Below are 21,826 nucleotides of genomic sequence, written 5' to 3'. Positions count from 1 at the left end.
GGGATACATCAACGAGACACTGGTGCACGGCTGGGACGTCGCTGTCGCCACCGGTCAGCACTCCGAAACTGGGCCCGCGCTCGCCGAAGCGGCGCTCGCCGTCGCCCGCCAGGCGATTCCGGCCGAAGTCCGCGGTGGACATGTTCCATTTGCCGAAGTGGTCGATCCCCAGCCTGCCGCGGGCCCGACCGAGCGCCTGGCCAACTGGTCCGGACGCAAGAGCTTCTGACCTCGCATACGACGAACGGGCCGCCGGTGGAAATCCACCGGCGGCCCGTTCGTGTGATAGTTACCTACTCCGAGTCGGACGCACCCGACTTGGCCAGGTCGATCGGAACCTCATCGGGCACCGTGACCGGCTTGGTCTCGCCGCGGAACGTGAACTTCGCGTCCTCGCCCGCACCCTCGCCGTCCCAGTTCTCGACGTCGACGTACACGATCTGACCGGGGCCGACCTCGCCGAAGAGGATCTTCTCCGACAGCTGGTCCTCGATCTCGCGCTGGATGGTGCGGCGCAGCGGCCGTGCACCCAGGACCGGATCGAAGCCACGCTTGGCCAGAAGCGACTTGGCCTTGTCGGTGACCGCCATGGTCATATCCTTGTTCTTCAGCGCCACCTCGACGCGTGCCACCATCAGGTCCACCATCTTGACGATCTGCTCGGTGGTGAGCTGATGGAAGACGACGATGTCGTCGATGCGGTTGAGGAACTCGGGCCGGAAGTGCTTCTTCAGCTCGTCGTTGACCTTGAGCTTCATCCGCTCGTAGTTCGACTCGTCGCCCTTGCCCGATGTGAATCCGAGGCCCACAGCCTTGGAGATGTCCGAGGTTCCGAGGTTCGAGGTGAAGATGAGCACCGTGTTCTTGAAGTCCACGGTCCGGCCCTGGCCGTCGGTGAGACGGCCGTCTTCGAGCACCTGCAGGAGGGTGTTGTAGATCTCCTGGTGTGCCTTCTCGATCTCGTCGAACAGCACCACGCTGAACGGCTTGCGGCGCACCTTCTCGGTGAGCTGGCCGCCCTCTTCGTAGCCGACGTAGCCGGGAGGGGCACCGAACAGCCGCGACGCGGTGAAGCGGTCGTGGAACTCACCCATGTCGATCTGGATGAGAGCGTCGTCCTCGCCGAACAGGAAGTTGGCGAGAGACTTGGCCAGCTCGGTCTTACCGACACCGGACGGGCCGGCGAAGATGAACGAACCGGACGGACGCTTCGGATCCTTCAGGCCGGCGCGGGTACGACGGATGGCCTTGGCGACAGCCTTGACCGCGTCTTCCTGACCGATGATCCGCTTGTGCAGCTCCTCCTCCATGCGGAGCAGACGCGTGGTCTCCTCCTCGGTGAGCTTGAACACGGGGATGCCGGTCCAGTTGCCCAGAACCTCGGCGATCTGCTCGTCGTCGACCTCGGCGATGACGTCCAGGTCACCGGAACGCCACTGCTTCTCCCGCTCCGCGCGCTGCGCGACGAGGGTCTTCTCCTTGTCCCGCAGGTTCGCGGCCTTCTCGAAGTCCTGCGCGTCGATCGCAGATTCCTTCTCCCGGCGGGCATCGGCGATCTTGTCGTCGAATTCGCGCAGGTCCGGCGGTGCGGTCATCCGGCGGATACGCATCCGCGCTCCGGCCTCGTCGATGAGGTCGATCGCCTTGTCGGGGAGGAAGCGGTCGTTGATGTAGCGGTCGGCCAGCGTGGCGGCAGCAACGAGTGCACCGTCCGTGATGGACACGCGGTGATGCGCCTCGTAGCGGTCGCGAAGACCCTTCAGGATCTCGATGGTGTGTTCCACCGTCGGCTCGCCGACCTGCACCGGCTGGAACCGGCGCTCGAGTGCGGCGTCCTTCTCGATGTATTTGCGGTACTCGTCGAGGGTGGTGGCACCGATGGTCTGCAGTTCACCGCGAGCGAGCTTGGGCTTGAGGATCGAGGCCGCGTCGATGGCGCCCTCGGCCGCGCCGGCACCCACGAGGGTGTGCAGCTCGTCGATGAAAAGGATGATGTCGCCGCGGGTATTGATCTCCTTGAGGACCTTCTTCAGGCGCTCCTCGAAGTCACCGCGGTAGCGGCTGCCGGCCACGAGCGACCCGAGGTCGAGCGTGTACAGCTGCTTGTCCTTGAGCGTCTCGGGGACCTCACCGTTGACGATGGCCTGGGCCAGACCTTCGACGACGGCGGTCTTACCGACACCGGGCTCGCCGATCAGCACGGGGTTGTTCTTGGTACGGCGCGACAGCACCTGCATGACACGCTCGATTTCCTTCGAGCGGCCGATGACGGGGTCGAGCTTGCCTTCGAGGGCTGCCTGGGTGAGGTTGCGACCGAACTGGTCGAGCACCAGCGACGTCGACGGGGTGCCCGCCTCGCCGCGAGTGCCGCCCGCTTCGGCCGGCTCCTTGCCCTGGTAACCGGACAGCAGCTGGATGACCTGCTGGCGCACGCGGTTGAGATCGGCACCAAGCTTGACCAGCACCTGCGCCGCGACACCTTCACCCTCGCGGATGAGGCCGAGCAGGATGTGCTCCGTACCGATGTAGTTGTGTCCGAGCTGCAGCGCCTCGCGCAGGCTGAGCTCCAGGACCTTTTTGGCACGCGGGGTGAAGGGGATGTGGCCGGACGGGGCCTGCTGGCCCTGGCCGATGATCTCCTCGACCTGGCTGCGCACTCCTTCGAGGGAGATGCCCAACGACTCCAGCGACTTGGCAGCGACACCTTCGCCCTCGTGAATGAGGCCGAGCAGGATGTGCTCCGTACCGATGTAGTTGTGGTTGAGCATCCTGGCTTCTTCTTGAGCCAGGACAACAACGCGCCGTGCGCGATCGGTGAACCTCTCGAACATCGCTCTCCCTCACACTTTCCGACGAGCAGTCACGAGACCGGGTGTCTCGTCCCTGTTCGCCGCGTTTCGCTCCGGCACAACAAGCAGATCGCCGCCGCCTGCTCGAACGCCTCAGCCCTGAACTGGCGCCTCAGCCTCGAACCGACGAAGGTTCCACGACCCCATCTCATACTCTAGTTGGCTGCCGATCGACCTGCTGCCCCTCCACCCCTTTAGGTGAGCGGGCGAGCCTGCTTATCGTATTCAACGCCCCAGCTCCGGCAATCGTTTCGCTTCCCTGTACGCCGGGAGCGAACAAGGACCGCACGTCCGCTGAGGCCACCGTTTCGTAGCCGCCGGGGTTGGGCTCGAACAGATACTTCTGTCCAGTTGTTCGTCGCAAGGACGTTGCCGGATGGGTCGACGACAGCTGCCAAGCTTCGACAGTCCGGCGAAGTCCGCAACCCGCATGCAGTCGTTTCCGTCGCAGCGTTGCCGCACGAACAGAAAGCCCGCCAGTCCGGCCTGTCCCGACAGGGTATGTCGATGACCTGTGTGTTCGCCACCCACTCCCTGCCGACGCAGTCCCCCCGACACGACTGAGGCCAGAGCAGATCCTGCGGCGCCTCGAGGAAGCATCCGAAAGCTCGCCGGAAACCGGCGGTGACGATGGGGCGGGAAAGTCGGGTCCGGGCCACGGCCGGAGGTCGGCGAGCACACGACGGTTCAGGTCGGTGTGGGCGAGAGCATCTATGTTGTCGCTTCGCGCAGCACACCGGACAGGGAAGATTCCGCTACTGAAGTGGCTGTTACGGCGAGGTCGGTCCCCTGTCGGCCTACTGCCCGAACGCTAGGAACAGAATTGCCGAATCCGCACGCAACGAGGCGTGGCCGGTCCCGCATTAACCGATTATCCGATCAGTCGTGGACCGTAACAGCCGAGAAGGCTCCCGGGGACCGATTCAGCGTATTCTGTTCCCAGCCGACATTCAGTTCGCTTTGTTGTACGCGTCGATAATTTCGGCGGAGATCCGTCCGCGTGCAGAAACCTTTTTGTTGTTCTTACGCGCCCATTCACGAATCGCGGCGCTCTGTTCCCGGTCGACAGAAACGCGGGACTTGGTCGCGGCCGGGGCTGCCGCCACGGTCTTGCCACGCTTGCGCGAACTGACCTTTCGGGCATGCGAAACCCACACGTCGAGCTGCTCGCGCAATTTAGCCGCATTCTCCGAGGAAAGGTCGATCTCGTACTGGACACCGTCGAGTCCGAACTCGACGGTCTCATCAGCAGATGCCTCTTGATCGACGTCGTCGATCAGGGTGACGGTAACCTTCTTGGCCATGGGATGAATTTCCTCTCGAATGAAGCGAACGTGTCATCGTCAACGCGAGCTACTACCCGGAGGTAACCATACCCTTGATTCGTCGTCTCGGAATACGGAGAATGGACTTATTTTATTCGCACGATTTCGTCGAGGTGAATCAGCGGGACGAGGGGCGAACAATGGGAAAGAGGATTGTTTCCCGGATTCCCAATCCAGTCAATGCCATGAGCAGTCGATCGATTCCCATTCCGGTACCGGTGGTGGGAGGCATTCCCTGCTCCATCGCGGCGAGGAATTCCTCGTCGAGGACCATCGCCTCGTCGTCACCGGCCGAGGCCAGCCGGGCCTGATCGACGAAACGCTCACGCTGAATCACCGGATCGACCAATTCCGAATAGCCGGTGGCCAACTCGAAGCCGCGCACGTACAGGTCCCACTTCTCCGTGATTCCCGGTTCGGTCCGGTGGTCCCGCGTGAGCGGAGACGTCTCGACCGGGAAGTTGCGAACGAACGTGGGCTCGTACAACTGGTCGCCGCACTGGTGCTCCCACAGTTCTTCCACAAGCTTTCCGTGCCCGTACCCCTTGTCCTTGGGTACCTCGAGGCCTACCTTCTGAGCGAGCGCAAGCAATTCGTCGACGGTGGTCGAAGGGGTCACCTCGACACCGATCGCCTGTGACAGCGACGGATACATCTCGAGGGTCTTCCATTCACCACCGAAGTCGTATTCGGTGCCGTCCGCAAGTGTCACCACGGTCGACCCGAAAGCCGCCTCGGCGACTTCCTGAACCAGTTCACGGATCATGACGGCGGAATCGTCGTACGTGCCGTAGGCCTCGTAGGTCTCGAGCATCGCGAATTCCGGCGAATGGGTGGAATCGACGCCTTCGTTCCGGAAATTGCGATTGATTTCGAAAACCTTCTCGATACCGCCGACGACGCACCGCTTCAGGAACAGTTCCGGCGCAATACGCAGATAGAGGTCGATGTCGAGGGCATTGGAATGAGTGACGAAGGGCCGGGCCGCGGCGCCACCGTGGAGCGTCTGCAACATCGGTGTCTCGACCTCGAGGAATCCGCGGCGCTCGAGACCATTGCGCAGTTCTCGCACTACGGCCACCCGCTTGCGCGCATTCTCGCGCGCCTCTGCTCGCACGATCAGGTCGGCGTAACGCTGCCGGACGCGCGATTCCTCACTCATCTCCTTATGCGCCACCGGCAACGGACGAAGCGACTTCGCGGCGATCTGCCACGAATCGGCCATCACGCTCAACTCGCCGCGACGGGAGCTGATCACCTCACCGTGGACGAACACGAAATCACCGAGATCGACATCGGCCTTCCAGGACGCGAGCGCCTCCTCCCCGACAGAGGCGAGGCTGATCATCGCCTGCAGCTGGGTGCCGTCGCCTTCCTGCAGCGTCGCGAAGCACAACTTGCCCGTGTTGCGGACGAAGATGACACGACCCGCGACACCGACCACGTCACCTGTCGTGGTGTCGGGCGCCAGCTCCGGGTACTTCGCGCGGATCTCCGACAGCGTGTGGGTGCGCGCAACCGACACCGGGTACGCCTCGCGCCCCTCCGCGAGGATCCGCGCACGCTTCTCCTGACGGATCCGGAGCTGCTCGGGGGTGTCGTCGACTGGCTGGTCTGCTGCTTCACTCACGGGTCACCAGCCTAATCGACCGCCCGCGGCGCCCCTATTCAGGAGTCTTCGGGCGTCGGCCGGCTTCCGGTCAATGGGCCGAAACGGTGGCCAGCTCGCGCGTGCAGTGCTGCGAGCCGATGAGCGCTCCCAGAAGTCCCGCCGCCTTGATCGCCTTGTACCCGCCGACGAGGTCGGTCGCCTTGTGCAGGCCCAGTTGTTGCAATGACGCAGCAGCGAGACTCGACGTGTAGCCCTCGGAGCAGACGATGATCCACTCCACATCGTGGTTGACCGCCAATGCCAGGTGCGCCGCGCTGGTGGGGTCGAGGCGCCACTCGAGCACGTTCCGTTCGATGGCCAGAGCGCCGGGCAGTGTGCCTTCGACGGCCCGCTGCGCCTGCGGTCGGATGTCCACGACGATCGCACCGCGCGCCACCGCCTCGGGCAGCTCGAACGCGTACATCCGGTCGATCTGTGTGCGAGCCTCTTCGAGCATCTGATCGATGGTCATTTCGAACCGCCCTCGGGGAGATCGGTGAGTTCACTGCGGGTGCGGCGCAGGGTGCCGTGCTCGGTGACCTCGTAGTAGGACATGGCCGTGAGCGGCGGCGAGTAGGCGTGCACGCTGAGAGTCGGCGTCGAAACACTCGCTCCGGGCACGTCCTGGGCTCGCACGACGTCGTGAACCCATCCGAGCGGGAAGGAAGCCTGATCGCCTGCTTCCAACGTCCGGTGACGCAGGCGGTCACCCGCCCAGCGGAACTCGGAGAGAGCCCCACTGAGAACGGTGAGCGCCCCGAAAGAGCCTGCGTGGTCGTGCAATTCGGTGTTTCGATCTGGAACCCAGCTGATCAGCCAGACATCGACGTCGTCGTCGCTGTACAGCCGCGAGGACCAGCGTTCATCGGTCGGCCATCGATGCGGGAGGAGGTTGTCGTGCCGGCCGTCGAGGACCTCGGCAGCACCTTGATCGGTGATGCGCAGCAGATCGGCCGGACGAAGACGGGTGGGTACAGCTGCAGAAGAATACGTTGCGAGCACGAGAGAGACTCCAGAAGTGTGAATTGGTCAAGGCAGCGTTCAGCCTCGACAACACTCCTGAGCACTCGTGCAGCGATTCACGCCGACCATTGTGGCACATCTTCCGGGCGGACGGAACCCGTCAGTCGAGCGGACTTCGACGGGACGTCCCACGGCGGGCCTGATTCCGCTCGTACACCAGCCGCAGGCCTTCGAGAGTGAGGTCCGGTTCGTGCTCGTCGATGGTCTCCGTCTCGGGCATGATCAGCGGCGCGCGATCACCGGTCGCGATCACCACCACATCGGAGCCTGCGAAAGCCGGCAGCTCTTTGCGGACCCGACGTACCAAACCGTCGACGAGACCCGCGAAACCGAACACCGCACCCGACTGCATGCATTCGACGGTGTTCTTACCGACCACCGAGCGGGGGCGGAGCAGCTCCACCTTGCGTAACGCCGCCGACTGCGACGCCAGAGCGTCCGACGAAATCTCGAGCCCGGGGGCGATAGCCCCACCGAGGAACTCCCCCTTGCCCGACACGACGTCGACACAGGTGGACGTGCCGAAATCCACGACGATGCACGGCGCACCGTACAAATGGTGCGCCGCAAGACTGTTGACGATCCGGTCGGCACCGACTTCCTTCGGGTTGTCCACCAGCAGCGGGACACCGGTTCGGACTCCCGGTTCCACCAGCACGTGCGGAACGTGACCCCAGTACCGCGTCAACATGACCCGAATCTCGCGCAACACGGACGGGACCGTCGACAACGCGGCCACACCGGTGATCTGGTCGACGTGCACGCCGAGAAGTCCGCGGAAGATCAGCGCCAACTCGTCTGCCGTCATCCGCTGGTCGGTACGCATCCGCCAGTCCTGCACCAGCTTCGAGTGTTCGCCGGATCCGGTGAACAGCCCGAGAACGATGTTCGTGTTCCGGACGTCGACGGTGAGAAGCACCGGTTACACCAGGCTGGATTCACGCTCGGCGTCGAGCGACCCGAGCATGCGGGGCGTGATGAGGCCGGAGCCTTCCGGTGCGTGCGCCGGGTCGGTGCCGAGCTCGATGGGCTTGTTGACCGCATCGACGAAGACGACATGCGGCTGGTAGTCCCGCACCTCCTCCTCGTTCATCACTCCGTACGCAATGAGGATGACAAGGTCGCCAGGCTTGACCAGATGCGCTGCAGCGCCATTGATTCCGATCACACCACTACCGCGTGCGCCGGCAATGACGTAGGTCTCGAGCCGCGCACCGTTGTCGATGTCGACGATGCACACCTGCTCCCCTTCGAGAAGGTCGGCGGCGTCCATCAGATCCTGGTCCACCGTGACCGAACCGACGTAGTGGAGGTCGGCGTGCGTCACGGTGGCGCGGTGGATCTTCGACTTCATCATGGTGCGAAACATGTTCTGGTCCTTACTCTTCCACAGACGAAAGATTCGACGCTTCTCTATCGGGAGGTGAGCTCTTCGGAGACTGCCGTGCCGGACGGCGGTTCGGTTGCACGTTCGAGGAATCCGGTGCCGACCGCGACCCCGACGTTGTCGATCAGCCGGGTGGACCCCACTCGGGCTGCGACGAGCAGGCGACCGTCCCCCCGTTCGGGGGCGGGACCGAGATCGACTCCCCGCACTTCGAGGTAGTCGACATCTACTTCCGGCGCCGACGCCAGCACCTCACGGGCGGTGGCGACAATCGCTTCGGCTCCGCCGGCGGCGGCATGGGCGCCGGCGATGAGGGCCGCGGACAACGTTGTCGCCGCAGCCCGCTGTTTCTCGTCGAGGTAACGGTTACGTGAGGACAACGCCAAACCGTCGTGCTCGCGGACCGTCGGCACGCCCAGGATCCTGACGTCGAAGTCGAGGTCGGTGACCATCTGCCGGATCAGCGTGAGCTGCTGGTAGTCCTTCTCACCGAAGTACGCAACATGCGGCGCGGCAATCTGGAGCAGCTTGGCCACAACGGTCAGCATGCCCGCGAAATGCGTCGGCCTGGCCGCTCCTTCGAGTTCGGCACCGAGCGGGCCCGGGTGGATCATGGTCCGCTGTCCTGCCGGGTACATCACGGCGGCAGTGGGCACGAATGCCAATTCGACCCCGGCCTCCCGCAGCAACTCGAGGTCGGCATCGAGCGTGCGCGGATAAGAGTCGAGATCTTCCCCGGCGCCGAACTGCAGCGGGTTGACGAAGATCGACACGATCACCACCGCGCCCGTCAACTTCGCCTGACGAACCAACTCGAGGTGTCCGGCATGGAGGGCTCCCATGGTCGGCACCAGTGCGATCTGCCGGCCGACGCCCCGAAGCGCCTTCGAGACCCTGGTCAGGACCTTGGGGTCGTGGTGCACGGTGAGTTCCCCGCGCTTGTATCCGCCTTGCAGTTTGCTCACGGAACTCACCTCCGCTCTTCCAGGATGTCGAGTAGTTCAGGTGTAGCGCCTGCCCGCTGGGCCGACCGAAGCGACAACGCCCGGTAACCCGCGGCGATCCGAGGATCGACCTCTTCGAGTACCCGCAGGTGCGTGGCCACAGCTTCCGAATCGCCCCGTGCCACCGGCCCGGTGAGGGCTGCCGGGCCGCGGCGGAGCGCATTGTCGAGGGCAGCGGAGAGCAGGGGTTGGAGAACTCGTTCCGCGACGCCGTTCGGCTCGTTGCCGATCAGCTCTTGCCCCAGGAGCTCCTGGCCTTCGAGCGCGACACGCAGGGCGGCGACGGCGTCGACGACCAGCGTGACCAGGTGGTTACTGCCGTGCGCGAGAGCCGCGTGGTAGAGCGGTCGCATGTCCTCGCGCACCCGCACCGGCTCGCCGCCGATCTCGAGCACCAGCGACTGCGCGATGGCATAACCGATGTCGTCGGCCGCGGTGATCCCGAAACATGCCGACGCGAGGCGCACTGTGTCCTCGTCGTGACCGGTGAAAGTCATAGCCGGATGAATCGCGAGAGGAACCACGCCCTGCCGGGCAAGGGGATCGAGGATGCCGATGCCGTTGGCCCCCGAGGTGTGGGCGACGATCGTGCGATTCGGCACCGCATCGGTGGAGGCCAGCCCCGCTACCAGCGAGGCGAGCTCCGCGTCGGGAACAGCCAGAATCAGCAGCTCGGAGCGGGCAGCGACATCGGCAACCGGGAGAATTTCGGTGTCGGGCAGACGGGTGCGCGCTCGATGACGGGACACGTCGGACACCGCCGAACAGGCAACGACGACGTGACCTGCCCGCTCGAGCGCCGCCCCGATAGCTGTACCGACCCGGCCGGCGGAGACGATTCCTACCGACAATCGTGCAGGCGCAGGGCCATTAGTGATCCCGAAAGAGGTCACCTTCGTCCTCTCGTTCGTTCCAGTCCCGCTCGGCGGGTACCAGACGTTCTCGAGTGAGAATAGCCCGCTTCCAGTTCACCCCGCCATGCGCCGGCGAAGTGATCTGTGCCTCATTACTCGGCTTCGCGGCGCCGTCGACGCCCGGTGCCCTGCGCCGTGCCCGCCGTCGAGTGCATGTTGGCCATGATCTCGGCCACGGACAAACCACTCGCGTGTGCGCCGGAAGGTTCGTCGTCCTCGGACGCCTGTCGACGAGCGCGCCGCGACCCCGGCACCGGCTCGTCCTCCGCCTGAGCTCCTACCTCCGGCTGGGCTTCCGCCAAGGGCTCTTTCTCGGGTTCGGTCTCCGGCTGTGCTTCTACCTCCGGCTGGGCTTCCGCCTCCGGCTCCGGCTCGACCTCGATTTCCACCTCTGCGTAGCCCCGGTCATCGGGGGCGACGATGGAGGTCTCGGCGGTGACCGGCTCGTCGTCGGGATTCGCGAAGTTGTGTTGCCCGCCGCTCTGCTGCCCCTGGTGACCGGAGTATCCCGCCCCGGGGATATAGAGCCCGGACGGCGCCGGCTGGTAGCTGCTGTACGACCCGCCCGCGAGTTCCTGAACCCGCGTCGAGTCGGCACGCAACGCGATCCTTTCGGTCGGCATGGCGCCGTCGAACAGTGCTTCGAGGCTCTTCCGCAGCGAAGACAGCTCGGCCCGTAGAGCCGCAAGTTCCTCGGCGTCGGCGCGCACCTCGCTGCGTACCCGCTTCTCGACGGTCAGCTCGTATTCACGCCTTGCGGAGATCTCCCGTTCGAGCTGGAGCTCGTACACGGTTTGCAGATCGTTGACCTTCGCCTTGTCGAGAGCGGACTCGCGCCGATACTTCGTCATCGCGATAGCGCCGAGAGTGGCCGCCCAGAGTGCCACCACCACGCCAACTCTCAGCAGTGGCACGCTCTCACTGAAGATCAGGAACAGGGACGCGACCACGGCCAGCGCGAGCAACGCCGCAACGATCATCTGGCTCGCGCTGCGCTGGTTGCGGCGCGCAGACTTGAGGCGACCAGGATTCGTCATGCTTGCCAGGGTACTTGGCCGTCAGCGGTGCACTGCGCATTCGCAGGACACGTCCGGCGATCCCCCACGTGCTAGTGCGCCGGCTCGTCGGACGGGTCGTCCGGGGTGCGGCAACAGTGCTCCAACCACAGGGCAGCGCCGACGAGCGCGAGCGCGGCCACCAACCCGACCCAGGCTCCCGGCGTGTCCGACACTGCGGCCCGCAACACCGAACGCTGCGGGAGGAGGTAGAGCAGGAAGCCGCCCCACACTCCCGCGGTCGCGGCACCGACCAGCGCGGAGGCCTTCGCCAAGGCGGCAACCCGGGCCGCGGTAATCGGATGCAGCTGACGCGGACCGTCACCGACCTGATGATTGCTGACCCTGGACCGGACCATGAACGCGAGGATCACCTCGATCACCGCCACCGGATACAACGACGCCCCCGCGTACACGGGAATGGGCGGAAAGGAGCCGTAGAAGACCCGGACCAGAATCCAGGTGGCCGCCACGGCCAGGGCCGCCAGGAACAGCAGGTCCCAGATCCGGGTGGGCTTCATCGTGCCGGTCGGTTCCGGTTTCATCGCGACCGCCGGTTCAGGGCGAACTCCGTGCGACGCACACCCTCGCGTTCACCGTCGTCGAGCGATGCCAGGAGTTCGTCGACCCGGTGCGACTCCCCTCCGACGGGCAGGACTGCATCGGGATCCGCGTCGAGCCACGGGATGAGGACGAAGGCGCGTTCGTGCGCCCTCGGATGCGGCAGGGTCAGGTGGGGATCGTCGCTACGGACGCCGTCGCACACGATGACGTCGACATCCAGCGTCCGCGGGCCCCATCGCTGCGTCCGCACGCGGTCCGCGGCCGCCTCGATCTGCTGTCCCCGTCGCAACCATCCGGCGGCGTCGAGGGCCGGATCATCTACCACCAGCACCGCATTGAGAAAGTCCTGCTGCTCGACCCCACCCCACGGCTCGGTCGAATACACCGGCGAGACCGCCACCACACTGCTTCCCAGCGCATCCAGAACGGATTGCAGGTGGGCGACGCTGTCGCCGACGTTCGACCCGATGGACAGCACGGCGCGGCTCATGGCCGTGACCTGTGCGCAACGACCGCCACGTCCGCGAATGTCAGCGGAATCGGCGCGGACGGCTTGTGCAGCACCACCTCGGTCCGTTGCACGCGAGGATCCGTCATGACACCGTCGGCGATCTCTGCGGCCACGGTCTCGATCAGGTCCCGGGACGGCCCGGCGACGATCGCCGCGGCCCGCTCCGCCAGTCCGCCGTAGTCCAGGGTGTCCTCGAGAGCGTCCGACGCTGCCGCCGGCGCGAGATCGATCCACACGGTGATGTCGACGTAGAAGTCCTGGCCGTCCCGCTTCTCGTGCTCGAAGACTCCGTGATTGCCACGAACCTTCAACCCGCGCAATTCGATTCGGTCACTCACCGACGCCACCTCGTGCCCACGCCTCGGCCACCGCGATGGCGTCGAGCGAACCCTGGGCATCGTGCACACGCACGCCCCACGCTCCGTAGGTGGCGGCGAGTGCCGAGACGACCGCGGTCGCGACCTCGCGTCCCGCCGGTGGCCGACTCGTGCCGTCGGGTTCCGCCAGCAGCGCACCCAGGAATCTCTTGCGCGAGGCACCGATGAGGACGGGGAATCCCAGGTCGGTGAACTCCGGCAATGCCTTGAGAAGCGCCCAATTGTGGGCGGCGTTCTTCGCGAAGCCGAGTCCCGGGTCCAGCACCAGCGAACTCGCCGACACACCGGCTTCGACCGCCAGGTCCACCTGCGTCATCAGTTCGTCTCGAACCTCACGCACCACGTCTTCGTAATGGTCCGCGTTGCCTCGGTGAACGTAGTCACCGGCCGATCGCCAGTGCATCAGGATCCACGGAACACCGGCGTCTGCCACGACGGATGCCATCTTCGCGTCAGCGCGCCCTCCGGCGACGTCGTTGACGATGGAGGCTCCCGCCTCGATTGCCTCTTCGGCGACGGAGGCCCGCATCGTGTCGACACTGACGCAGATGCCCTCGGCCACCAGATCTGCGATGACCGGAGCCACCCGCCCCGCCTCTATCTCGGGGTCGACACGCACCGACCCCGGACGAGTCGATTCGCCGCCCACATCGACGATGTCCACCCCGAGACGCTTCAATTCCAGTCCGCGAGCCAGGGCCGCGTCTCGATCCAGGAACCGACCCCCGTCCGAGAACGAATCGGTGGTGACGTTGAGGACACCCATCACCACGGTCCGGCCGGGCGAGGGCAGCTCGATTGCGGTCACTTGCGCAGAATAAGGTCCAGAGCCTCGGAACGTGAGGCCGCGCTGGACTGGAGAAGTCCCCGCACCGCCGAGGTGGTGGTGCTCGCTCCCGGCTTGCGGATGCCCCGCATTGCCATACACAGATGCTCGGCCTCGATGACAACGATCGCTCCGCGCGGATCGAGCTTGCGCATCACTGCATCGGCGATCTGACTGGTCAGGCGCTCCTGGACCTGCGGACGCTTGGCATACAGGTCGACCACGCGAGCCAGTTTCGACAGACCCGTCACCTTGCCGGTCGTCCCGGGGATGTAACCGACATGGGCGACCCCGTGGAAGGAGACGAGATGATGCTCACACGTCGAGTACAGCGGAATGTCCCGAACGAGCACCAGTTCCTGGTGGCCCTCGTCGAATGTGGTGTTCAAGACACTGTCGGGGTCGGTGTAGAGGCCTGCGAAGACCTCGCGATACGACCGGGCAACCCGGGCAGGAGTGTCCATGAGACCGGGCCGGTCCGGGTCTTCGCCGATCGCGATCAGCAGTTCGCGCACAGCAGCTTCAGCCCGCGGCTGATCGAACACCCGTCCCGTTTCGAGTGCCACGGGTTCACTATCGAGATGATCTACCGACAACCGAAACTCCTCCACTATCGGGAACGTGTGTCCCGAAACATCAGCCTAGTTCGGGCAGATCAGTTCGATCCGTCCGGTCCTCGCCAGGGCCGCGTCTGCGGATCCTCGTCCCCGCTGGGACGCTGCTCGTGCGGAGGGTTCCACTCGTTGCCCGGGTTTGGGGTGCCGGAGTACCGGCCTTCCTGGCCCTGCCCACCCGAATCACGCGGCGGCCATCCCGGAGCCGACCATCCCGCGGGTGCGCCGTAGTCCGGTCGCGGCTGTGCGATCCCGCCCTGCGGTCGCGAGGGGCCCGGCTGCGGGTATCCGTTTGCCGGCGCCACCGGCTGCGGGTACTGCTGCTGCGGCTGGGCCTGCTGCGACGACTGCTGATGAGCGAACACCGGCTCGGGTTGATGCTGAGGCAACGGCTCGCCGCGCTCGACCGCAAGCTCCCTCGGGGTCTTGACGGGCGGCTTGTCGGAGGGCGTCCGGTGGCCGAAGTCGTTGAATGCCGTGATGCGCGGACGCTTCTCCACGCTGTGGAAGATCTTCTCGAGGTCCTTACGGGTGAGAGTCTCACGCTCGAGAAGCTCGGTTGCCAGGATGTCGAGGACGTCCCGGTACTCGTTGAGAATGGCCCACGCCTCGGTGTGCGCCGCCTCGATGAGGTTTCGGACCTCTTCGTCGATCTCCCGCGCGACCTCGTGCGAATAGTCGGACTGCTGACCCATCGACCGGCCGAGGAACGGGTCGCCGCCCTCCTGCCCGTAACGGACCGCACCCAGCTTGGCGCTCATGCCGTACTCGGTGACCATCGAGCGGGCGATCTTCGTCGCCATGTCGATGTCGGAAGACGCGCCGGTGGTCGGCTCGTGGAAGACCAATTCCTCGGCGGCACGGCCACCCATCGCCATCACGAGTCGGGCAATCATCTCGGACCGCGTCATCAGGCCCTTGTCGTCCTCGGGAACCGTCATCGCGTGACCACCGGTGCGGCCGCGAGCGAGGATGGTGACCTTGTAGACAGGTTCGATGTCGGGCATTGCCCACGCGGCCAGCGTGTGCCCACCCTCGTGGTACGCGGTGATCTTCTTCTCGTGCTCGCTGATGATGCGACTCTTGCGGCGGGGACCGCCGACCACGCGATCGACCGACTCCTCGAGAGCGGCCTCGGTGATGACAGTCCCGTTCTCGCGGGCGGTGAGCAACGCGGCCTCGTTGATGACATTGGCGAGGTCGGCACCCGACATTCCGACGGTGCGCTTGGCCAGACCTTCGAGGTCGGCATGCTGATCGATCGGCTTGCCCTGCGAATGAACCTTGAGAATCGCGCGGCGACCTGCGAGGTCGGGAGCCCCGACCGGGATCTGACGGTCGAAACGTCCCGGACGCAGCAGCGCAGGGTCGAGGATGTCGGGGCGGTTGGTGGCGGCGATGAGAATGACGCCGGTCCGATCGCCGAACCCGTCCATCTCCACCAGCAACTGGTTGAGGGTCTGCTCGCGCTCGTCGTGGCCACCGCCCAGACCCGCACCGCGCTGCCTGCCCACGGCGTCGATCTCGTCGACGAAGATGATGCACGGGCTGTTCTGCTTGGCCTGCTCGAACATGTCGCGGACACGGGAGGCGCCGACACCGACGAACATCTCGACGAAATCCGAGCCGGAAATTGTGAAGAACGGGACACCGGCCTCCCCTGCGACCGCGCGGGCGAGGAGGGTTTTACCGGTTCCGGGAGGCCCGTACAGCAGCACGCCGCGCGGGATCTTCGCGCCCAGCGACTGGTAGCGCATCGGGTTCTGCAGGAAGTCCTTGATCTCGTACAGCTCTTCGACCGCCTCGTCGGCACCCGCGACGTCGGCGAAAGTCGTCTTCGGCATGTCTTTGTTCAGCTGCTTGGCCTTCGACTTGCCGAAGCCCATCACGCCGCCGCGGCCGCCGCCCTGCATTCGGCTCATCACGAAGAAGAAGATGCCCAGCAGAATCACCATCGGCAGCACGAACAGCAGGATGGACGTGAGCCAGCTCTCCTGCGTGACCGTGGTGTTGAAGCTCGCCAGGCCCTTGTCGGAGATCTCGGTGAAGATCTGCTCGGACGCCGCCTCGGGATACTTCGCGAGGATCTCGGTCTCACCGCCGGTGGCGTCGTTGCCGTCTTTGAGCCACAGGCGTAGCTGCTGCTCGCGGTCGTCGATCTGCGCCTTCTCGACGTTGTTCGCGTCGAGTTGCGCGATGGCCACGGACGTATCGACACCCTTGAATCCGCGCGTGTCGTTGCCGAAGTAGCTGAAGGCATAGATCACCAGCAGGATGCCGGCAACTATCGCCAGGTTACGAAACACTGTCTTACGGTTCATACAGGTCGGCCGAAGTGGCCGGTCCTTTCGAGAGTGCGGGTCTACCGAGTGCGCCTTCCGGCTGCCAACCGGACAATCCAGGTTACCGCGACGGCACGCCGGCGACTCCAGGTAGCAGCCAACCGCCCGTGGGGACGGTATCTCTACGTCAACGCATGCGACCGCCCCCAGGTTCCCTCGGCCCCGTCGGCGCGCGGACCACTGCCGTCGCTCACCGCGCAGGCGCCACTCTCGGCCAGGCTGCGACACGTTCGATGTGGGCGGCGAGTGCCAGAATGCGTGCCTCGCCTCCCGGTGGCGCGGCGATCTGCACCGCGAGCGGGGTGCCCGACTGCGGATGCGTGCCCACCGGGACGCTTGCCGCCGGCCACCCGACGAGGTTCCAGAGCGCCGTGAACGGGGCGTACCGGACGTTGGCGACGATATTCGACGTCCAGGATCGCTCGCTCCAGGCCGCGGCGGCCAGCGGTGGCTGGGCGAGTGTGGGCGTGATAACGACGTCGTAGTCGGCGAAGAAGGCGAACATCGTCTGCTCGAGCCGGACCACCTGTTGCGAACGGACCACTCGTCGGAGCCCTCGGCCGACGGCCACGTGTCGCCGGGTGCGGCGCTGCAGTTGCCGGAAGTCGAGTTCCTCCGCGTCGGCTGCCGTTCCGGCAGTCCACCGGGCGAGGACGGGGAGAAGGTTCACCGGGTACGGCAGCTTCGCCGACTCCACGCGATGGCCGGAGCCGGCCAGTTCCGTGCCGGCCCGCTCGGTTGCCGCCCGCCAATGCGGATCCACGACGGACAGGTGGGTCGGCGATCCGGGCGCGACCGCGATCCGCAGGGGTGCGGGCTCTGCGAGTTGCGCTAGTTCCGGTCGATCCGCCAGTACGGACAGCATCAAGGCGGCATCAGCCACCGTCGTCGCCAGCGGGCCGTTCTCCGCCATGCCGAACCAGGACGTCGCACCGAGTTCCGAAGGCACCACCCCACGACCCGGCTTGATACCGAACACGCCGCAATTCGCGGCCGGGATGCGTATGGAACCCAGACCGTCGGTCCCGTGGGCGATCGGGACCATTCCGGCAGCGACCGCCGCAGCCGATCCCCCGGACGAGCCACCGCACGTGCGCGAGAGGTTCCATGGATTTCGGGTGATGACGCCGGGAGCGTCGGTCGTGCCCCATACGGCAAGTTCGGGAAGGGCGGTCAGCCCGACCACGACGGCTCCCGCTGCTCGCAGCCTGGCCACGACGGAATGGTCGGAGGCCTTCGGCTCGGCGCTCGTCGCGCGCGATCCTTCTCTCATCGGCTGGCCGGCGACCGGAATGTCGTCCTTGATCGCGACGGGCACGCCCGCGAGCGGCAGCGAGGACAGATCGGCACGATGGGTGAGGGCGAGAGCGTCGGCGCGGGCATGCTCGGCGAGGACGCTGACGAAGGCGCGGATCTTCGGGTCTCGTTCCGCGATGACGGCCAAGGCCGACTCCACGGCCTCGACCGGACTCGACATGCCGGAGCGAACACGGTCGGCGATGCCGATGGCCGAGGAGAGCGGGTGATCGCCCATCATTCGAGTATAGGTTTCGGCGACTCGATCATTTCGACTATTCGCGCTGGATACGGTAGGTCAGCGGGGTTACCATTCGCTTGTCCCCGGACGGGGCTCGCTACACCCGCCCAGTAGAACCTCGAAGCGCTATGACCAGAGGAAACGGGTCGGGCAGAGACAGATCAGCCGCTGAATCACCCTCTGCCGAAGAGACCGTCGGAGTCCAGAACTCCGACCACGAGAGCAGTGAAGCGACGGTCGCGGCCGGCCCGTCGCCAGTGAGCGGTGAGCGAACCATGTCTGCACAGCTCGGCGGTGAGCGAACCGTTTCTGCACAGCTGAGCGGTGAGCGAACCGTTTCTGCACAGCTGAGCGGTGAGCGAACGGCTGCAGCTCCGACGATTGACGGTGAGCGAACGGCTGCTGCTCCGACACTGGGCGCCGAGCGGCCGAGCGAGGGTAGCCGCACTGTCACTGCCGTTCCCGTCGACACTCTGATCACCAGACCGCCGACCCGAGAGACCCTCGACGATGTCGAGGTCGGCCAGCAGGTCGACGACTTCGATCTGCTGATGGGGTTGGGCAGCGGCGCGTTCGGCCGGGTGTTCCTGGCCCGGCAGCGTTCGATGCAACGCCTCGTTGCGGTGAAGATTTCGCACGACCACGGCAACGAACCGCAAACTCTCGCGCAACTCGACCACGACTACATCGTGCGGGTGTTCGATCAGCGACTACTCGAGGACCGCAAGCTCCGCCTGCTCTATATGCAGTACCTCCCGGGTGGGACTCTGCTGCGGGTGCTGCGGCGCGTCCGCGTCACACCCGAACGCGAGCGGAACGGCAGCCTCCTGCTCGAGGTAGTGGACGAGGAAATGCGGGAGAAGGGTGAGATCCGGCCCACCGATTCGAGTGTCCGGGCGGAGATAGCGTCGTTGACCTGGCCGGAAACTATCGCGTGGCTGGGCAGGCGGCTGGCGGACGCCCTCGACTACGCCGGCAAACGCGGGGTTCTGCACCGCGACATCAAACCGGCCAACATCCTGCTCACGGCCGAGGGTGTGCCCAAGCTTGCCGACTTCAACATCAGTTTCAGCGACTCCGTCTCGGGAGCGTCACCGCTGGCGTACTTCGGTGGATCCCTCGCCTATATGTCGCCCGAGCAGCTCGAAGCGTGTCATCGCGGCATGCCGGGCACCGCGGCCGATCTGGACACCCGCAGCGACATCTTCGCGCTGGGCGTAATGCTGTGGGAGTTGATGTGCGGGCGACGCCCCTTCCCCGACGAGGACGTGTCGAGTGAGTCGCTGGTCGGGCTCGAGGCGATGCTGGATCACCGCAGTCGCGCCATCGATCCCGAGTTCCTCGACCACCTGCCCTACGACTGCCCCGCATCGTTGCGGAGGGTGTTGCTGACCTGCCTGTCGCCGAAGCCTGAAGGACGCTGGTCGAGCGGAGCGGAGCTGGCCAAGCAGTTCGACCTCTGCCTCAATCCGCGTGCGCGCGACCTCGTCGACCCGCCGCCACACAGTTGGCGCATGCGGTTGCGCCGCTGGGCCCTGCCGATCCTCGTCGTCGGTATCGCGGCGCCGAACGCTCTGGCCGGAATCTACAACTATCACCACAACAAGATGCTGATCATCAGTGCGCTCACTCCCGAGGCGCAACGATCCTTCGAGCAGATACAGCTGGTGATCAACTCGATTGCGTTTCCGCTGGGCGCGATCCTGCTGCTGTACTGGTGCCGCTATCCCCTACTGGTGCCGCGCGGACTGCGCAAGGGGCGCACGTACGACCGGCACACTCTCACCCGCGCGCGCACCGACACCCTGCTGCTCGGCGACCGCGTCGTGCTGGTCGTGTTCGGGTTGTGGTTCGTCGCCGGGGTCGCCTATCCGATTTCGCTGCAGCTGGCGGCCGGGGGCGTTCCGCCGGGCGCATACGTGCACTTCATCGCGTCACTGATCGTGTGCGGCGCGGTGTCGGTGGCGTACCCGTTCTTCGTCGTCGCCTTCTTCGCGGTGCGCTGCATCTATCCCAGCCTGCTACCGCAGGACATCGCCAGCAGTGCCGATGCACAGAAACTTCGGGGCTTGGATCGGCGCAGCACCCTGTATCTCGCGGTGGCCGCGTCTGTTCCGCTCGCCGGTGTGGCCGGCGTAACCTTCCTGTCGCCCGACGAGATCACTCTGGTGATCATCGCAGTCCGCATCCTGTGCCTCGGCGGGATCGTCGCGTTCGTCGGTGTCTACTGGCTGTTCCGCCAACTGGAGGAGGACCTGCGGGCGCTCGAACCCGTCGTGTCCCACGAGTCCGTGCGCTAGCGGATGCTCAGCCGCCGTAGACGGAAGGCTCGAGAGTTCCGATATAGGGCAGGTCGCGGTACCGCTCGGCGTAGTCGAGTCCGTATCCGACCACGAACTCGTTGGGGATGTCGAAGCCGACATTCGCGACGTTGACGTCGACCTTGATGGCATCAGGCTTGCGGAGCAACGTGACCACCTCGAGCGATGCCGGATTGCGGCTCGACAGGTTACGCATCAGCCAGGACAGCGTCAGCCCCGAGTCGATGATGTCCTCGACGATGAGCACGTGCCGACCGGCGATGTCCTTGTCGAGATCCTTGAGGATGCGGACGACGCCCGAGGACGAAGTCGACGATCCGTAGGAGCTGACGGCCATGAATTCCATCTGCGTGGGGATGGGCAGAGCCCGCGCAAAGTCGGTCATGAAGAAGATGGCGCCCTTCAGGACACCGACCAGGAGTAGATCCCCTTCAGGGGTCCCCTCCGGGTATCGCTTCGCGATTTCCTCGGCCAGCTCGACGGTGCGTCGACGAATCTCGTCTTCGGAGATCAGTACCGATGCGATGTCGCCTTCGTACACGCGGTCAAACCCTTCGTCGGTCGTCCAATCCGACGTTCAGCCTGCCACGTCGTCGGCAGACCACCAACCTGGCGTCCGGTGTCCCGCCGCCGACTGCGACCGGACCCTGCCCACGCCACTGCACGACGAGGTCGTCGACGGCCCGTAATTGTTTGTCGCCGAGCCCCCGCGCGCCCGCCGCGAGAAGCCACGTTCGCAACACCCGCCGGCGTATCGGGGGTGCGGCATCCGCCAGGACTGCGATGTCGAGCTCTCCGTCGACCACGGCACGCGCACCGACCGTGTCCGCGACCGAGTCGAGGACGGCGCCCTCTTCGCGCAACTGCTCGCCGGTGCGGGCGAGCGCGCCCGCGACACCGCCGCCGAGGACGTCCTCGAGCAGCGGCAGTACCTCCGTGCGCAACCGAACCCTGGTGAAGTCCGGGGATGCGTTGTGCGGGTCCTCGTGCGGGAGGAGTCCGAGTTCGGTGCACGCCTGGTGGGTGACGGCTCGTCGGACGCCGAGCAGTGGGCGTCCCCACGGGCTGTCGTAGGCACTCATTCCCCAGATGGATCGGCCGCCCGATCCCCGGGCCAGGCCCAGCAGCACGGTCTCGGCCTGATCGTCCAGGGTGTGGCCCAGCAACACCGGATCGCTCCGACGGGCCGAGTCGAGAGCACGGTAGCGGGCGTCGCGGGCGGCCGCCTCGAGTCCACCGGAACCGGTCACGTCGACGGCCAGCACCTCGGCGGACACGCACCCGAGTGCGCGGGCGCGGGCGGCTGCTTCCTGTGCCACGTCGGCGGAACCGGTCTGCAGCCGGTGATCGACCACCAGGGCGCGGACCGTGCGCGCTTCCGCCGCCGCTGCGGCCGTCAGCGCCAACGAGTCGGGACCGCCGGACAGCGCCACGGCGACCACACCACCGGGACAGTGCTGCGCGAGCCAGCGCCGCACTGCGTGACGCACCTCGAGAATCGCCGGCTCCTCGGGAAGCAGCACGGC

At 65.8% G+C, this 21,826-nt stretch carries 20 protein-coding genes and 1 pseudogene; 2 read left to right on the top strand and 19 right to left on the bottom strand.

Features of this window, described 5'->3' with window-relative positions:
- Nucleotides 1–229 (top strand): annotated as a pseudogene (locus ACH49N_RS36550) (TIGR03086 family protein); the annotation flags it as partial.
- Between the two features lie 64 nt (nucleotides 230–293).
- Here ACH49N_RS36550 and ACH49N_RS36545 read toward each other — a convergent pair.
- The 17 genes from ACH49N_RS36545 to ACH49N_RS36465 all read right to left on the bottom strand — a co-directional run bounded on the left by ACH49N_RS36545 (nucleotide 294) and on the right by ACH49N_RS36465 (nucleotide 17,976).
- A complete protein-coding gene (locus ACH49N_RS36545; RefSeq protein WP_109326470.1) occupies nucleotides 294–2,831 on the bottom strand; it encodes an ATP-dependent Clp protease ATP-binding subunit in 2,538 nt (845 codons plus the stop codon).
- A 968-nt stretch (nucleotides 2,832–3,799) separates the two neighbouring features.
- Nucleotides 3,800–4,153 (bottom strand): Lsr2 family protein, encoded by a 354-nt coding sequence (locus tag ACH49N_RS36540; protein WP_109326469.1) that lies wholly within the window; start codon nucleotides 4,151–4,153, stop codon nucleotides 3,800–3,802.
- A gap of 139 nt (nucleotides 4,154–4,292) precedes the next feature.
- The gene (gene lysS, locus ACH49N_RS36535; RefSeq protein WP_358277816.1) at nucleotides 4,293–5,804 is read right to left on the bottom strand and encodes a lysine--tRNA ligase; all 1,512 of its coding nucleotides are present in this window, start codon (nucleotides 5,802–5,804) and stop codon (nucleotides 4,293–4,295) included.
- A 70-nt stretch (nucleotides 5,805–5,874) separates the two neighbouring features.
- The gene (locus tag ACH49N_RS36530; RefSeq protein WP_358277818.1) at nucleotides 5,875–6,297 is read right to left on the bottom strand and encodes a rhodanese-like domain-containing protein; all 423 of its coding nucleotides are present in this window, start codon (nucleotides 6,295–6,297) and stop codon (nucleotides 5,875–5,877) included.
- A complete protein-coding gene (locus tag ACH49N_RS36525; RefSeq protein WP_159919026.1) occupies nucleotides 6,294–6,827 on the bottom strand; it encodes a cysteine dioxygenase family protein in 534 nt (177 codons plus the stop codon). The genes ACH49N_RS36530 and ACH49N_RS36525 overlap by 4 nt, the downstream gene beginning before the upstream one ends.
- A gap of 121 nt (nucleotides 6,828–6,948) precedes the next feature.
- Entirely contained in the window at nucleotides 6,949–7,767 is an 819-nt protein-coding gene (locus tag ACH49N_RS36520) for a type III pantothenate kinase (RefSeq protein ID WP_159919025.1), read from the bottom strand.
- Between the two features lie 3 nt (nucleotides 7,768–7,770).
- The gene (gene panD / locus ACH49N_RS36515) at nucleotides 7,771–8,217 is read right to left on the bottom strand and encodes an aspartate 1-decarboxylase (protein ID WP_159919024.1); all 447 of its coding nucleotides are present in this window, start codon (nucleotides 8,215–8,217) and stop codon (nucleotides 7,771–7,773) included.
- 44 nt (nucleotides 8,218–8,261) lie between these two features.
- Nucleotides 8,262–9,200, bottom strand: coding sequence for a pantoate--beta-alanine ligase (gene panC, locus ACH49N_RS36510; RefSeq protein WP_358277821.1), 939 nt, complete (start codon nucleotides 9,198–9,200; stop codon nucleotides 8,262–8,264).
- A 5-nt stretch (nucleotides 9,201–9,205) separates the two neighbouring features.
- Nucleotides 9,206–10,132, bottom strand: coding sequence for a Rossmann-like and DUF2520 domain-containing protein (locus tag ACH49N_RS36505; protein WP_250777158.1), 927 nt, complete (start codon nucleotides 10,130–10,132; stop codon nucleotides 9,206–9,208).
- Nucleotides 10,133–10,245: 113 nt separating this feature from the next.
- Complete coding sequence (locus ACH49N_RS36500; RefSeq protein ID WP_358277823.1) at nucleotides 10,246–11,190, bottom strand: DUF6779 domain-containing protein; 945 nt, start codon at nucleotides 11,188–11,190, stop codon at nucleotides 10,246–10,248.
- 71 nt (nucleotides 11,191–11,261) lie between these two features.
- Nucleotides 11,262–11,729, bottom strand: a complete 468-nt coding sequence (locus ACH49N_RS36495) for a DUF3180 domain-containing protein (RefSeq protein ID WP_201453587.1) — start codon at nucleotides 11,727–11,729, stop codon at nucleotides 11,262–11,264.
- Nucleotides 11,730–11,749: 20 nt separating this feature from the next.
- Nucleotides 11,750–12,262: a 2-amino-4-hydroxy-6-hydroxymethyldihydropteridine diphosphokinase gene (gene folK / locus ACH49N_RS36490; RefSeq protein ID WP_159919021.1), complete on the bottom strand. Its 513-nt coding sequence runs from the start codon at nucleotides 12,260–12,262 to the stop codon at nucleotides 11,750–11,752.
- Nucleotides 12,259–12,621 carry a dihydroneopterin aldolase gene (folB, locus tag ACH49N_RS36485; protein ID WP_109326456.1) on the bottom strand — a complete coding sequence of 121 codons (363 nt, stop codon included), beginning with the start codon at nucleotides 12,619–12,621 and terminating at the stop codon, nucleotides 12,259–12,261. Before folB ends, folK begins: the two co-directional genes overlap by 4 nt.
- Nucleotides 12,614–13,468 (bottom strand): dihydropteroate synthase, encoded by an 855-nt coding sequence (gene folP / locus ACH49N_RS36480; protein ID WP_358277826.1) that lies wholly within the window; start codon nucleotides 13,466–13,468, stop codon nucleotides 12,614–12,616. The genes folB and folP overlap by 8 nt, the downstream gene beginning before the upstream one ends.
- The gene (folE, locus tag ACH49N_RS36475) at nucleotides 13,465–14,052 is read right to left on the bottom strand and encodes a GTP cyclohydrolase I FolE (protein ID WP_397505109.1); all 588 of its coding nucleotides are present in this window, start codon (nucleotides 14,050–14,052) and stop codon (nucleotides 13,465–13,467) included. Before folE ends, folP begins: the two co-directional genes overlap by 4 nt.
- Nucleotides 14,053–14,141: 89 nt before the next feature.
- On the bottom strand, nucleotides 14,142–16,421 hold the full coding sequence (ftsH, locus tag ACH49N_RS36470) for an ATP-dependent zinc metalloprotease FtsH (RefSeq protein ID WP_358277828.1): 2,280 nt from the start codon (nucleotides 16,419–16,421) through the stop codon (nucleotides 14,142–14,144).
- A gap of 211 nt (nucleotides 16,422–16,632) precedes the next feature.
- Entirely contained in the window at nucleotides 16,633–17,976 is a 1,344-nt protein-coding gene (locus ACH49N_RS36465) for an amidase family protein (protein WP_358277856.1), read from the bottom strand.
- A 131-nt stretch (nucleotides 17,977–18,107) separates the two neighbouring features.
- Between ACH49N_RS36465 and ACH49N_RS36460 the strand changes: the two genes are divergently transcribed.
- A complete protein-coding gene (locus tag ACH49N_RS36460; RefSeq protein ID WP_358277830.1) occupies nucleotides 18,108–20,279 on the top strand; it encodes a serine/threonine-protein kinase in 2,172 nt (723 codons plus the stop codon).
- A 7-nt stretch (nucleotides 20,280–20,286) separates the two neighbouring features.
- On the opposite strand, the gene hpt is transcribed toward ACH49N_RS36460, so the two are convergent.
- The gene (gene hpt, locus ACH49N_RS36455; RefSeq protein ID WP_109326452.1) at nucleotides 20,287–20,841 is read right to left on the bottom strand and encodes a hypoxanthine phosphoribosyltransferase; all 555 of its coding nucleotides are present in this window, start codon (nucleotides 20,839–20,841) and stop codon (nucleotides 20,287–20,289) included.
- Between the two features lie 4 nt (nucleotides 20,842–20,845).
- Nucleotides 20,846–21,823 (bottom strand): tRNA lysidine(34) synthetase TilS, encoded by a 978-nt coding sequence (gene tilS / locus ACH49N_RS36450; protein WP_358277832.1) that lies wholly within the window; start codon nucleotides 21,821–21,823, stop codon nucleotides 20,846–20,848.
- Nucleotides 21,824–21,826: the final 3 nt, after the last annotated feature.

The sequence above is a fragment of the Rhodococcus sp. NPDC019647 genome, assembly GCF_044389235.1.
Lineage (GTDB): Bacteria > Actinomycetota > Actinomycetes > Mycobacteriales > Mycobacteriaceae > Rhodococcus_F > Rhodococcus_F oxybenzonivorans.
Note: the sequence above shows the minus strand (reverse complement) of the source record. Positions and strands in the feature narration are given on the sequence as shown.

What these genes read in the sequence shown, in the direction of transcription:
- ACH49N_RS36545 (WP_109326470.1), bottom strand. Translation starts at nt 2,831, where the DNA reads ATGTTCGAGAGGTTCACCGATCGCGCACGGCGCGTTGTTGTCCTGGCT.
- ACH49N_RS36540 (WP_109326469.1), bottom strand. Translation starts at nt 4,153, where the DNA reads ATGGCCAAGAAGGTTACCGTCACCCTGATCGACGACGTCGATCAAGAG.
- ACH49N_RS36530 (WP_358277818.1), bottom strand. Translation starts at nt 6,297, where the DNA reads ATGACCATCGATCAGATGCTCGAAGAGGCTCGCACACAGATCGACCGG.
- panD (WP_159919024.1), bottom strand. Translation starts at nt 8,217, where the DNA reads ATGTTTCGCACCATGATGAAGTCGAAGATCCACCGCGCCACCGTGACG.
- ACH49N_RS36500 (WP_358277823.1), bottom strand. Translation starts at nt 11,190, where the DNA reads ATGACGAATCCTGGTCGCCTCAAGTCTGCGCGCCGCAACCAGCGCAGC.
- ACH49N_RS36495 (WP_201453587.1), bottom strand. Translation starts at nt 11,729, where the DNA reads ATGAAGCCCACCCGGATCTGGGACCTGCTGTTCCTGGCGGCCCTGGCC.
- folK (WP_159919021.1), bottom strand. Translation starts at nt 12,262, where the DNA reads ATGAGCCGCGCCGTGCTGTCCATCGGGTCGAACGTCGGCGACAGCGTC.
- ftsH (WP_358277828.1), bottom strand. Translation starts at nt 16,421, where the DNA reads ATGAACCGTAAGACAGTGTTTCGTAACCTGGCGATAGTTGCCGGCATC.
- ACH49N_RS36465 (WP_358277856.1), bottom strand. Translation starts at nt 17,976, where the DNA reads ATGGGCGATCACCCGCTCTCCTCGGCCATCGGCATCGCCGACCGTGTT.
- ACH49N_RS36460 (WP_358277830.1), top strand. Translation starts at nt 18,108, where the DNA reads ATGACCAGAGGAAACGGGTCGGGCAGAGACAGATCAGCCGCTGAATCA.